Source organism: Dendrosporobacter sp. 1207_IL3150, assembly GCF_036763085.1.
Classification (GTDB): Bacteria; Bacillota; Negativicutes; order DSM-1736; family Dendrosporobacteraceae; genus JBAIYU01.
The window spans coordinates 265,987-279,637 of the sequence record NZ_JBAIYU010000010.1 but is presented as its reverse complement, the minus strand read 5'-3'; the positions used below and the strand labels follow the sequence as shown (position 1 = coordinate 279,637).

General features: G+C 40.9%; 10 protein-coding genes, 1 other RNA gene and 2 riboswitches. Of the genes, 6 read left to right on the top strand and 5 right to left on the bottom strand.

Going from position 1 to position 13,651, the window contains the following annotated elements:
- Nucleotides 1-2,277 (top strand): ribonuclease R, encoded by a 2,277-nt coding sequence (gene rnr, locus V6C17_RS04790; protein WP_333521407.1) that lies wholly within the window; start codon nt 1-3, stop codon nt 2,275-2,277.
- A gap of 269 nt (nt 2,278-2,546) precedes the next feature.
- The gene (gene smpB / locus V6C17_RS04785) at nt 2,547-3,017 is read left to right on the top strand and encodes an SsrA-binding protein SmpB (protein WP_333521406.1); all 471 of its coding nucleotides are present in this window, start codon (nt 2,547-2,549) and stop codon (nt 3,015-3,017) included.
- Nucleotides 3,018-3,041: 24 nt separating this feature from the next.
- Here the strand turns inward: smpB and pgaD are convergent, their stop codons facing one another.
- From pgaD to V6C17_RS04760, 5 genes are read right to left on the bottom strand one after another with little or no spacing between them, the layout of a single operon-like run.
- On the bottom strand, nt 3,042-3,506 hold the full coding sequence (gene pgaD / locus V6C17_RS04780; protein ID WP_333521405.1) for a poly-beta-1,6-N-acetyl-D-glucosamine biosynthesis protein PgaD: 465 nt from the start codon (nt 3,504-3,506) through the stop codon (nt 3,042-3,044).
- Nucleotides 3,454-4,761, bottom strand: a complete 1,308-nt coding sequence (gene pgaC, locus V6C17_RS04775) for a poly-beta-1,6-N-acetyl-D-glucosamine synthase (protein ID WP_333521404.1) — start codon at nt 4,759-4,761, stop codon at nt 3,454-3,456. The genes pgaD and pgaC overlap by 53 nt, the downstream gene beginning before the upstream one ends.
- A gap of 27 nt (nt 4,762-4,788) precedes the next feature.
- On the bottom strand, nt 4,789-6,642 hold the full coding sequence (gene pgaB, locus V6C17_RS04770; RefSeq protein ID WP_333521403.1) for a poly-beta-1,6-N-acetyl-D-glucosamine N-deacetylase PgaB: 1,854 nt from the start codon (nt 6,640-6,642) through the stop codon (nt 4,789-4,791).
- A gap of 7 nt (nt 6,643-6,649) precedes the next feature.
- Nucleotides 6,650-8,935, bottom strand: a complete 2,286-nt coding sequence (locus V6C17_RS04765; RefSeq protein ID WP_333521402.1) for a tetratricopeptide repeat protein — start codon at nt 8,933-8,935, stop codon at nt 6,650-6,652.
- Between the two features lie 29 nt (nt 8,936-8,964).
- The gene (locus V6C17_RS04760) at nt 8,965-9,873 is read right to left on the bottom strand and encodes a DMT family transporter (protein WP_333521401.1); all 909 of its coding nucleotides are present in this window, start codon (nt 9,871-9,873) and stop codon (nt 8,965-8,967) included.
- A 226-nt stretch (nt 9,874-10,099) separates the two neighbouring features.
- On the opposite strand from V6C17_RS04760, the gene ssrA reads away from it, so the two are divergent.
- From ssrA to V6C17_RS04740, 4 genes are all read left to right on the top strand, one after another.
- Nucleotides 10,100-10,446, top strand: a transfer-messenger RNA (tmRNA) gene (gene ssrA, locus V6C17_RS04755).
- A gap of 71 nt (nt 10,447-10,517) precedes the next feature.
- Nucleotides 10,518-11,015: an HNH endonuclease gene (locus V6C17_RS04750; RefSeq protein WP_333521400.1), complete on the top strand. Its 498-nt coding sequence runs from the start codon at nt 10,518-10,520 to the stop codon at nt 11,013-11,015.
- 231 nt (nt 11,016-11,246) lie between these two features.
- Nucleotides 11,247-11,307: riboswitch (Fluoride riboswitch) on the top strand.
- Between the two features lie 97 nt (nt 11,308-11,404).
- Entirely contained in the window at nt 11,405-12,691 is a 1,287-nt protein-coding gene (gene eno / locus V6C17_RS04745; protein ID WP_333521399.1) for a phosphopyruvate hydratase, read from the top strand.
- Between the two features lie 93 nt (nt 12,692-12,784).
- Nucleotides 12,785-13,219, top strand: coding sequence for a DUF190 domain-containing protein (locus V6C17_RS04740; RefSeq protein WP_333521398.1), 435 nt, complete (start codon nt 12,785-12,787; stop codon nt 13,217-13,219).
- A 46-nt stretch (nt 13,220-13,265) separates the two neighbouring features.
- Nucleotides 13,266-13,326: riboswitch (Fluoride riboswitch) on the top strand.
- The last annotated feature ends 325 nt before the right edge of the window (nt 13,327-13,651 follow it).

The following is a 13,651-nucleotide window of genomic DNA, read 5'->3' as shown; positions in this document are numbered from 1 at the left end:
ATGAATCTGAAAGATAAAATTCTAGCCTTTATGCGAAACGATGCTTATAAACCGCTAACTGCCGAAGATTTGGCGGAAAACATGGAGTTAAAGGGCACAGATTTGGCGGAGTTCTGGGATATTCTGCAGGAACTAGAAGACAATGCGGATATTATAAAAACTCGCTTTGATAAATTTGGTGTGCCAGAAAGAATGAATCTAGTAGTAGGTCGAATGAGCGCAACCAGTAAAGGCTTTGGTTTTGTTATACCGGAAAACCCACAGACTCCAGATGAACCTGATGTTTTTATACCTCCAGACGCAATGCTGAGTGCAATGCATAATGATAGGGTAATAGCGAGGGTGCACCGCCAGTCTGGTCATGGCAGAGCTCGTGAAGGCGAAGTTATTAGAGTGGTTAATCGCGCTAATAATAAAATAGTCGGGACGTTTGAAAGCAGCCGTCATTTCGGTTTTGTTACACCTGATGATCAAAGGGTAGGCCAAGACATCTTTATTCCGAAAGACGAATTTAATGGTGCTCCTATTGGATCGAAGGTTGTTGTTGAAATCACTAAATGGCCGGAAAAAAGGCGCAGTGCTGAAGGTAAAATTATCGAAGTATTAGGTATTAAAGGTGATCCTGGTATCGAAATACTATCGATAATCAAGAAGCACAATCTGCCTACGCACTTTCCCGCTGAAGTAGATCGTGCAGCAGATAAGGTTCCATCTGCAATTAGTGAAGACGAGATTGCCGGACGCCGCGATTTGCGCCATCTTCCAATTGTCACAATTGACGGAGATGATGCAAAAGATTTAGACGATGCCGTGTATGTTGAGCGATTAAAAGAAGGCCGTTTTCTTTTAGGTGTACATATAGCTGATGTAAGCTACTATGTACGAGAGAATACTCCGCTTGATAACGAGGCACGCTCACGTGGTACAAGCGTTTATCTTGTTGACCGAGTGCTTCCCATGCTGCCAAAACGCTTATCAAACGGCATATGCAGTTTAAATGCGCATGAAGACAGACTAGCAATGTCTATCGAAATGGAAATAGATTATCGAGGCAAGGTTCTAAGCTACGAAATATTCCCTAGTGTCATAAAAGTGTACAAGCGTCTGACGTATAATGTTGTGCGTAAAATTCTGGTCGATCATGATGAAACGCTTCGGGCAGAAAATCAAGAACTGCTTGAGCCTTTAGAGAATATGGAACGTCTATGCCATATTCTAAGGGATCGCAGAATGCGCAGGGGAGCAGTTGACTTTGACTTCCCAGAGATAAAGGTTAAACTAAACGACGCTGGTGAACCAATAGATCTTATTAAACGTGTAAGAACATTGTCTGAATCAATAATCGAAGAATTCATGCTGGTGGCCAATGAGACAGTTGCCGAGCATATGCACGCAAGAGGCATACCATTTATGTTCCGCGTACATGAACAGCCAGATCAAGGTAAGATGGAAAAGCTTAATAATCTTCTCCATAGCTTTGGACAAAGCTTGCCTAAGAGCAACGAGATTCGTCCGAGTGCCCTGCAAAAAGTACTGAGTAAAATAGCAGGACGTCCTGAAGAAAGAATTATAAGTACAGTTATGCTTCGTTCTCTGAAGCAGGCAAGATATGAGGCTGAAAACTTAGGGCACTTTGGTTTGGCTGCTACTTACTATACTCATTTTACTTCACCAATCCGTCGTTATCCTGACCTCATCGTTCACAGACTGCTGCGGGAGACTTTTAATTCAGGTGATGTATCGGCTAAACGCCGTCAAAAACTTGCGGCAATGCTGCCAGAGATTGCCCTGCATTCATCTCAGCGTGAACGTGCGGCTGCTGAAGCTGAACGCGAAACAGTAGACCTGAAAAAGGTTGAATATATGGCTAAATTTATCGGTGAAGAATTTGATGGTATTATTAATGGTGTTACTGCCTTCGGGATATTTGTTGAACTTGAAAGCGGTGTAGAAGGTCTTGTCCGAGTATCAAGTATGGATGATGATTATTACCAATATGTTGAAGAGCAGTATGCTCTAATCGGTGAAAGAACTAAAAAGGTTTATCGTCTAGGTGACCCGGTGCGAATCCTTGTCGCCAGAGCCAACCCGGAAGATCGGACAATTGACTTTGTTCTCGCCGGAACCACAAATATACCTAAAGTCCTTCCTCCTCGTTTCAGCGATAAAGCAAGAGGTAAGGAAACGTCAAATAAAAAGAACTTCTCAGCTCCCACCAATAACAGACCTAAAAGTAAGAAAACATCACAAGGTCAAAAATCAAAACGTCGCAAGTAATAAGAGCGCCTGTCCCGCATCGCGGTGACAGGCGTTTGAGTTGGGGACGTTTTTTGAACCACAGAGTACGCGGAGTTCGCAGAGGGAACGCTGAGTTTTTATATTTCTGTCTATCAACGCGATAACATCGCGTTACCTCCGTAACCACTCTGCGTCCTCCGCGTACTCTGCGGTTAGCATATCGTTTCCAGTACATTGTCCTGACTTGCCAGATTTGTTATAATAAGCTTATATATACTCGGTGCATTACTGGCCGGTGAGGTGAAGCTATGGAAAAAGGAACAGCTATTAAGATTGTTACAGAAAATCGTAAAGCGCGTCATGATTATCATATTCATGAAACATATGAGACCGGTCTAGTCTTAACTGGTACTGAAGTTAAATCACTAAGGGCGGGTAAGGCTAATCTTAAGGACAGCTATGCTCGAATTGAAAATGGTGAAATGATGCTGCATAACATGCACATCAGCCCATATGATCAGGGTAACCGTTTTAATCACGAACCACTTAGAACGCGTAAACTGCTTATGCATAAAGTCCAGATAATGAAGCTTTTCGGCCAGACAAGGGAGAAGGGCTACTCTTTAATTCCCCTGAAGATTTACTTTTCACGAGGAAAAGCTAAACTAGAGCTTGCGCTAGCTTCCGGTAAAAAGAATTACGATAAGCGACAGGACATTGCTGAGCGTGATGCTAAGAGGGAAATGGATCGGGCTTTTCGGGAACGACAAAAAGAATAGGGTGGGCCACTGGCCCATCCTATTTTATTTGTTTGTTCCAATTTCTTTTATCGGATAGCACATCTCATTATCGCAGAAGATAAGCTCATCATTTTCAACATCAACGGTGCCTGACTTGCATTTGCCAGCAGCTCTTACACATTCAATATCTGTATTGTAATAGGCAGCGATCATTTCGGGGGCAAGCGGCGGTAAGTGTTTGCGGCGATTTCTGTTAGCATACATGAGGATATTGTATTTAGCCCAGGCCAGCATAGACAAGAATATAAGCACACCAAAAAAAATGAGATTTAAAAGCATTTTCAGTGTGTTTTCTATGGCATCAGCAGAAAAAAGGTAGTTAGAGATATATTTAACTGAAAAGCCCCAAAGCGCTAGAGTAAAGCTGATAAGTATTACGTTTAAGGTAATGATACCAACTGCAACTATGAAGCTCTCAATTGTTTTTTGACGCGAGGACTTTAATTCTGGTTTGTTGATAATGCTCATAGTACCTATCTCCTATATGTTTACGTGATGTATGCATACCACGATCAGGGCTTACCCAAACTGCGCGAGTGCCTTTCTTTTTAAACAGAGCTTTTGGTAAGGCCCAAATTACGGCTAAAGCATTATATACCCAATAGATAACAGGATACCAGATAACCCAAAAGTAGTATTTTAAAATAGTTGGATCATATTTACGATCAAGCAAGAGACTAACCCCAAATTGAACAAGACAGACCAGTGCGACGATCGTGCCAGTCCACGATGGAATAGGAGAAAGCTTGAAAAAATCATAAGGGATAGGGAAGATAAGCTCTGAAAGCCAGAGGAAGGAGAATAAGAGAAAAGAGCAAGCCCAAAATACGCTCAAAATATAGTCTATATATAGCGGCCACATGCGCCTCATACGCCAATCCAGGCAAATATTCCAATACCGATGGATTACTTCAATACCGCCCTGAGCCCAGCGTACTCGCTGCCGCCATAAGCCGCCGAGTGTTTCGGGTACTAATATCCAGCCAACAGCATTTAGTTCGTAATAAACTGACCAAAAGCGCTGCTCAAGCTTCCATGTTAAGTCAATATCATCTGTGATCATGTCAGGGCTCCAGAGGCCGGCATCGATTATTGCTCTTTTTCTAAAGGCCGCGATCACTCCAGACACCGTTAAGATTTTGCCTAGTAGGCGCTGGCTGCGCTTAATAAGGCCAATTACACTTGCATACTCGGCCGTTTGAATTTTAGCCAGCAGTGAAGTTCGATTGCGAACCCGAGGATTACCAGTTACTGCGCCAACACGCGGCTGGGTAATTAAATGAAAAACCAGCCAGTGAAGTGCTTTGGGTTCAAGTAAACAGTCGGCATCAATTGTTACGATATATTCCCCGGCTGTCATGAGCAGCCCCATATTTAGTGCGTTTGCTTTTCCAAGATTTTTCTTCAGAATTAGCGAGCGGACTTTTGGATGGATTTCTGTAAGCCTGAGGATTATTTCGTTAGTTCGGTCAGTACTTCCATCACTTATTACAATTATTTCGAAGTCCGGATAGTCACACTTTAACAGCTCATTTATAGTTTCTTCTATACTTTTTTCTTCGTTATGGGCTGGGATCATTACCGAAACTAGAGGGAATTCTTTGAGCGGCGGTTCCTTTGGACTGGTTCGCTCATACCGCCAGTAGAAGTAAATCGCGCCAACCATCCAAATGATGCTCATTAAGACTGGATACAAGAATATAAACTGAGCCCAGTATTCCATATGCGATTTCCTTTCTACTGGCTCTTCCTAGTATGGCAGTGCTTCCTTTTTATTCGAATAGATATTAAGCGGATAGTATGCCAAGTGGAGCGAGCCGTTGGTTTTGAGGAGAGAGGCTTGTTCATTCAGAATGCTGGTTGACAGCCAACGTCTTTTGTCCCAATCATAAGCTTGCAGCTTAAATATTACCTTATCGGCTGTTTTAGGGTCAGTTAAAGCTTGGTGTGCTAACTGTTTTAGCCATATATTAGGTTCGGGTACTTTTTCTAAATAGGGATAAGCCATAACGACAGTATAATCGTATAGTTTGAGATAGTCGCCATAGCGCTGTCCAATCCATTCAAAAGCATCTGAATTTGTTATAACAATTGGATATATATTACGAGCAACCTTAAGTCTAGGGTGGAATTTTCGTACTTCATCAGCAAGCTCTAACGTTAATTTATTTAGAGTTTCAGCTTTAAGATTTGCCCATTTTAAGGCTGTATCATGGTTCTTTAAATGTTCAGCTGACAATTCCAGTCCAAACGCTGATTTGAACGCAGCTCTTGCGGCTGGGGAGTTATCCTCATAGTCATTTAGATATACATCGTCCTGAAACAGTATGCCGTCAATCGGACTATAAGCTGCCAAATCTCTAAATAGGTTTTTAAGCTCCTGCTGCACTCTAGAGCTGAAGGGGGTTGCCCTTTTGTACCAGCCGTGGTGTTTATCGTCAATTGCTTGAACCTCATCCTCAGCATGATCTTTCAGCAGCCATTGTCCGGATAGGGTGGGAACCCAGGCGTAAACCTGAAAGCCTTCCTTTTTCAGCAGTGATGCTGCGTGGCTGAATAAATCAGCCTTTACCGGAGCGGCAGTTGTATGAAAGTAGACCTCTTCAATATTACCTGTGCCTTTGTCATCGGCAAAAGCCTGCAAAAAGACTGTGTTAACCTGGGAACGACGGAGAAGCTGTACAGCCGCGTCCATATTTGAAGCAAATTCGCTAGCACTTTGACAATAGAGTAAATCGAGGTCGAGTTGAGCTGCGCGCACTGGTTTTACAGTATCAGCAGAATTTGCGAGCAATTTTAAAAAGCTTTCTTTATTAGGGTTGCCATAGATTATAGTCCTTTTGATGCTAAGCGAATTAGCCGAAGAGTCGGCTGCGTTATCATTAAGAGCAAATAAAACTTCGAAGCCATTATCTTTGGCAGCTTGGGCTGAATAAGCTGTATATTCGCCATAAGGCCATACAAAGTATTTAGACCTATGGCCCAAGTTTTCTTCCAAAATACTTTGAGTTAACTCCATATCCCTATTGATGCGCTGCTTATATTCCACAAGGGACTCGTATTCGCCGTTTTTAAAGGTGGAGGAAGACATGGCTTGAGATGTGTCATTGAATTTATTCGTAACCTGGAATTGGTGCATGTTATGAGAGTGAGAAGCGATAGTTACAAGACCGGAGGCTTCGAGTTCCCTAACTTGGCCCCAATTTACAATTGGTCCGATATCGGCTGGTGCACCATTTTGCTGCCAGGATGTAACTAAGGCTAGCATAGCGGGGTACTTAAACTCTTTAAGCAGTGGAAAAACTTCGTTATAAAAAGATATATAGCCGTCATCAAAAGTTAACAGTATGGCTTTTGGCGGAAGGGAAGCTTGGCCATTTTTGGCCGCTAAATATTGATCAGCCGATATTGGCTGATAGCCCTGTTCTTTGATGATTTTAAAATGGTCTGATAGCGTTTCTTTGGTGACACTAAAAGGCGAATTCGTCTTTCCAACGTCATGATAATTTAAGATTGGAATATCAAGCCCAGGCTGCCCGGCATATGCAGGGCTGCTTATCCAAAGGAATGCTATGGTTAAAATCAGAATAATATTAGTTTTCATATTTCACCTACCAACTAAAACGATATAGGCCGTCTATTTGTCGATAACTATATCGAAGATTACTGCCTGAAGCGTCATCAGAATGCAGACCATATTCTAAGCCAAGAACTATGCTATGATTTGGTGAAAAGTCTTTTCCATACTCTAAACGGGCGTATGGACTAAAAGCCAGCGGCTCAGGTTCGTCATGCTCCCAATTAAGCATTAAGCGGCTGAGCAAATAGCTTGTTGGTAAGCTGTACTTGTAAACATAACCGATACCAAGCGATTCACGCAGGGACGGACTCTCGTACACAACATCCTGATTCTTAAAATATGCTCTATTCCAGTAGACAAGCCGGTTAAGAGCACGGTCGTTCTTATCAAAGAGAGTATAGGTGTGATTAAGATTAAAACTGTTGGATTGGTTGCCGTCAGTTAAAAGACTTCGGCCTAAGCCTATTGAGTAGTCTTCGCGGGGACTTAAAATTCGAAAATAATCGATGTTATACGAATTAGCCATTATTGGTCCGCCGTCATTTGCCGAGAGGGCTTGGACATCAAACACGGGGGCACGGCTTACACCAAAACTTAGGTTTGCGTGATCGGTCAGGTGTAATTCAGTATTAAGTGAATAGCTGCCACTGCTGCCATTTAGGCCATTATTTGAATACATAAAGCTTAGTTCTTTATTTATATCATTGTAGCTAAGTCCAAGGCTTTTAGTATTGATGGTTTGGTGCTCATTAGTACTTAAATCGCTAAGTCTAGTGCGATTTATTCCTGAGAAAAGCCAATAGTTACTCCCGATATACTGTTCGCCGGTAATATCCCAATATGAAGATTGGAGTTGTTTGTGGCTGTCATTGTAACCATAGCGAATTTCTGCCTCGCCAGATTTTTTGCTCTTGTAAAGACCGCTGAAGGCAAGAGAATTTGCACTATTTGGTGCCTCGGCAATAAGGTTGTCTATTGCGGATTTAGCAAGCTGATAATCCTCAACAGCAAGAGCAGTTCTGAACATACCGCTAAGTCCAACTGTTGGGTTTGGTGCAGTTTCTGAAAGCTTTTTATATTGCTCATAGGCAGCACGAGGCTGTCCGTTACTTCGTAATAATGCGGCGTACTGTTCAAGATAAGAGCTATTAAGCGGGTTATGCTCAATAACTAGCTCAAATAATGCTTTGCCTGATTGATAATGATGATTTGATAGAAGAGTATTGGCATCATTTGCTGCAATTGAAGAATGAGAAACATGGCGGTCGAGCAGACTATCGTATAAACTAAGCCCTTCTGCGCGTTCGCCTTGGAGAAGCCTAGCATAAGCAAGACCAAACTGGGCGCCATCGTCCTGTGGTTGACGGGTTAATATATAACGATAAACTTGTGTCGCTTGAGATAGCTGTTTAAGCTGGATATGAGATTCAGCCAGCGCCCTCAAACCAAACAATGGGGCCGAATTGTAGTCTGACCACAATCTCTCCGCTTCTTTAACGGCCAGCTCAAATTGTCCCCTGACCCTAAGGGCATAGATATAGTTTCCTTGCATTGATGAGTTAGCTGTTTTGTTATCGATATAAGGTTTTATAATTTTCAAAGCACGATCTGTGCTGCCCATATTAATAAGGGCAGCGGAGAACGCATCATTAATGTCTAATAGTCGATTTGAATTAGTTTCTGGTGGGAGATATTTTAAAGCGTTTTCGAACTCTGCTGCTGCCAGCCTATGTTCTTTTAATCGATTGAAAACACTGGCGCGACTTAAAAAAATATTAGAATCGTTTGGATTCTCTAGTAAAAGCTCATTATAAATGGCTTGGGCACTTTCTTGATGGCCAAGAAGCATTAAACATTCGGCATGCCATAGTCTAGCCTCAGAATCACCCTTGGAGGTAAGAAGAGCGAATATATCAAGAGCTTTTTGATAGCTGCCTAATTGAAAATATGCTCCGCCCACACTGCGTAGGACAAAGTCCGGAACGCTTAATGGCGGCAACGACTCATAAATTAAGATGGCTGAATTATTATTTCCTGACCAGTTAAGTACTGTAATATAGTCGTAAGCGACCTTAAAATCAGTGGGATCTTGCGTATAAAGCTCTCTAAGAATAACAAGCGACTCGACGTATCTCTGGTTTCGGGCAAGTGAAACAGCTTGCTCGTGAAGTGAAGTGCGAGCTGCGTATTCTTCAGGTAAATGCTGGCTGATGGAAGCTTTAGTGTTCGAATCTGCGAGAATTTCGCTTGCTTGAGCTGGCAAAATGCTTGCTGCCAGCATTGCGGAAAACATGGCAAATAGAAACATATTTTTCATCCAACCACTTCCAATTCTATTGCGCGTGATTAAGTTATGGCTTCAGTTGATTTTTCGTTAGCAGTTACTGCTTGGTTATTCCATAATTGAAGAATGAGAACACCTGCTATGATTAGTAGGCCGCCGATTCCTTGTATAAGAGAAATACTGTCATTTAAAAAGGCAATTGATAGAAGCACTGTAATTAGCGGTTCTGTTGTGCTTACTATCGAAGCATTTGCTGCGCCAATCTTGTTTAAGCCGGCAAAGAAGAAAAGGATTCCCACAATAGTGCCAAGTATTGCAATACCGGCCATCGACAACCAGCCAATCGGCGTTAAACTCAGAATAAGACTGCCTTTAACTAAGCCAACAATAAGGAAAACTAGTGCTGCAGAGGAGCAGACATAGGTAGTTGCAGCAAGTGGGTTAACATTTTTTAGAACTCTGTTTCCAATAACTATATAACAAGAGTATACTAGTGACGCACTAAGACTATAAACAATACCTAGTGGATCAACGCTAGTAAAAGAAACGCCTAAAATAAGAAAAAGACCGAGAAAGCATATTGCTAAAGCTATGCATTTGTGCCAAGTGATTTTTTCGTCGCCGACAGCAAACGATAATATAGTTACAAGGGCAGGATAGGTATAGAGCAGCATAGCTGCCAAAGAAACCGGCAAGTGTTCAATCGACAAAGCAAAAAATGTAGACATAGTGCCATAGCCTAATGCCCCCATTAAACATAACTGGATAATGGTTTTAAGGCCAATGTTTGCAGAGATATTTTTAATTCTTAGTATAGGCCAAAGAATTAGTGCGGCTAAACTAAAACGTATTGCAAGAATAGTTACGGTATTTGCGCCTGCATCATAGGCTAATTTGATAAAGATGGCAAGGGTTGCAAACCCGGTAGCTGATGCTAAGACCATCAAGGTCCCAGCGTGTTTCTGAAACATGATATCACTCCTCGAACTGTATATATTCTTGTTGTTATGTCAATTTCCTGTTAATATAGCTATATTAATATATGGAAAAGTGATATAATGTGAACATAGATATTTAACCTGGTAATAAGTACAGCTTGATTGTAGTTGTATTTATGGTATAATGTATATTACTATTAAAACAGAATATATTATATAAATAACTCTTAGCTAAAACTACTTTTAGCGCTTAATATATGGGGGCGTAATGGTTTCGACAGGGGTAGTTGTGGCATGGGTAGCGAGCCGGGGTTCCATCAGCCCGTCAAGACGGTGGAAAATAGTAAAAGCAAACAACGATTACGCTTTAGCAGCTTAATGCTAACGTTCTACTCTCCCACTTCCTGCGGGGCGGGATAGGACGTCATATAGCGGGATACCTGAGGCTCAATTCTCGGAGAGCCGACTGGGAAACTTTATCGAGATAGTACTAGCGAAGCCTGTCTGTGGGCGTCAACGGTGCGAAATTTAAACCACAGAATGCGCTCGGAGAAGCCCTTGTAGCAATGCTTTTGGACAGGAGTTCGATTCTCCTCGCCTCCACCAATTGAATGTCCCCTCCACCTGATGTATAATAGATGTTAGATCTATGTATATTAGGTGGAGGTTTTTGCTTTATGAAAGTGATTTGCCACTTATGCGGAATTGAATTTGAAAAAGTAGACAAAGAAGTCAGGCGACAGCAAAAAGAGGGAAGAGAATACTTCTTCTGTAGCCGTAGCTGCACAGGAATTCACGCCAACAAGATTAGACATAATACTCCTGAGGATGGCTTAAAGTCTTATCAGCGGCGGACAAAAAAGATGGAACAAGTGCTCGGGGAGAAACTAAGCACCGCTAAGTCTAGGCTGAATAAGCTTCTTTTGTATGAATTGGCTAAAAAGTGCAACATGGACACATGCTTTAGGTGTGGGAAGCGAATAGATAGCATCGATGATTTTACAATTGATCATAAAGAGTCATGGTTACTTGGTGATGATCCAGCTAAATTATTCTATTCTATAGATAATATTGCATTTAGTCATGCTAAATGCAATTACGAAGCTGGGACGAAAACGTACGTTAGCAATTGTAAGAATGGCGTTAAGGAAGAATTTGAATTATATACATATTGAAGCAAAATAGCACTTGTCAGGGAACAAGTGCTATTTGTGTTTATCTAGGACTTGGCTAACTAACTTATTAATAAAATTAATAAGTTAGTTAGCCAAGGAAACGTGTCGCTCGGAACCGTCCCCTATGACATGTGAAAGTATAATAGTCTGTTATCTAATTAAAAAAATTGTATAAATAAAATATATAACATTGACGACTTTGCTACGAATTGGTATAATTTTACTAAATTAATAGCAATAGGCGATGGAGTTCGCCATAACCCCGCATTGCGGTAATGACTCCTACCATTTATGGTAGGAGTCTGTTTTTTTCTTAAGAACTTTCTAAGACTACAGTTGTGATCCAAGCTTTTAAGCTAATTCAGGATCTCATAATAGGAGGAAGAGAAATGGCAAAAAAAATAGTTGGTATTAATGCGCTAGAAATCCTTGATTCACGTGGTAATCCTACAGTAAGAGTTAATGTAAAATTAGATAATGGAATAGTGACTTCAGCCTCTGTTCCATCTGGGGCATCTACCGGGGAAAATGAGGCACTTGAGCTTAGAGATGGGGATAAGAATCGTTATGGTGGTAAAGGTGTTCTGCGTGCCGTTGCTAACGTAAACAACAAAATAGCACCTCAGCTTATCGGCGAGGATGTTACTAGACAATCTAAGCTTGACAAAATCATGCTAGATTTGGATGGTACTCCAACGAAGGCAAACTTGGGTGCAAATGCCATATTAGGAGTTTCGATGGCAATTGCTAAAGCTGCTGCCTTGGCGGAAAGTCTACCTTTATATTCATATTTGGGTGGTAAACCTGCTACTACATTACCTGTACCGATGATGAATATCCTAAATGGCGGAAAACATGCAGATAACAGTGTGGATTTTCAAGAATTCATGGTCATGCCAATTGGTGCTCCGACATTTGCAGAGGCACTTAGATATGGTGCTGAGACTTTTCATGCCTTAAAGAAAATTCTTGGACAGAAGGGCTACATCACAAATGTTGGTGATGAAGGTGGCTTTGCGCCAAACCTAAAAAGTAATGATGAAGCGTGCGAAGTCATTATTGAAGCTATTCAAAGAGCCGGCTTTACTCCAGGGAAAGATATTGCACTTGCACTTGATCCTGCAGCTAGTTCTTTCTTTGAGAAAGGTATGTATAGCTTATCTAAGTCTGGGCAAGGCCAAAAAACAAGTAGTGAGATGACGCAGCTATACAAGGCTTGGATAGAGAAGTATCCTATTGTATCAATTGAGGATGGTCTTGATGAAAACGACTGGGATGGTTTCCGTGAACATACATCGATTTTAGGAAATAAGATTCAAATTGTTGGTGATGATATTTTTGTTACCAACACAAAGTTCATAGGTCGTGGTATTGAAGAAAAAAGCGCTAATGCGGTGCTAATTAAACTCAATCAAATCGGTACGGTAACCGAGACCATCGAGGCTATTAACCTATGTCGTAAAGCAAATTGGGGTTATGTAATATCACATAGATCTGGAGAAACAGAAGATACCTTCTTAGCCGATTTCGCCGTAGCAATGGGCGGTGGGCAAATAAAGACTGGTTCTGCTTGTCGTAGTGAGCGAGTTGCAAAATATAATCGGCTTTTAGAGATTGAGGCAGAGCTTGGATCTTTAGCTGTATTTAGAAATCCACTGAGTAAATATTTAATTTGATTAACCGTTGGAAGAGGCAATGGACAGTCAATAAAAGATAACTTATTTTGCAATGTAAGGCATACAATATAAGTATCTAGGAGGGGATTACAATTGAACACAGATAATCCTCAAAGGCTGTGTATCTACCTTCAAACAACGGATAAGTTTAATGGATGTAACGTAGCTAATCTGATTGCTGGAAATGCTAGACAAATTGGTTGCTCGGAGATTAATGTATATAAAGGAATATCAGGCTTTGGAGCAAGTAAGCGCTTATATTTACCTAAAATAATAGCTATAGTAAACGAGCTACCGTTACTGATAGAAGTTGTCGGGAGGCAATCCGAGATTAATAAGTTATTAAAATACATTGATAAAGTCTTACAGGATGGAACTGTAACAATTGAGACAATAGAAATATACAAGAAATTTAAGAAGAAAAATAGCACTCCATCGTATATTGGCTATATAAAGGATTTGTTTAGGTTGTGTCGTGACGTTTTCAAGATAAGGATATTTTTTATATGCATTTCATTTGTTGACTGATAGTTTGACGCATTGTTTGAGATACTGATATAATAATTATAAATGAATAGTTTTGGGCGATGGAGTTCGCCATAAATCTGCTTTGCAGTGATGACTCCTACCAGTTTTGCTGGTAGGAGTCTGTTTTTTTATACCATTAAGTAGAGGTATTATAGAATGAACTTACACGATAAGATAGTACAACAAACTTTAACTGATGTTATTATCCCTACTGTGATTGTACCACTCACTTCCATAGTAACAGTAATTTGATATGGTGAGCAGATTTCAATCAATGTAACTTAGCTATTGACGATATATGTAATGCAGACGAATCATTAATTAAAAGTAGTAAAATTCTAGATGTTAAAAATGATTTAATGGAATTTATATTAAGTAAAAGAATAGGAACATTACAAGAAGGTGTGGTGTTTGCAACTAGTAATTACATTA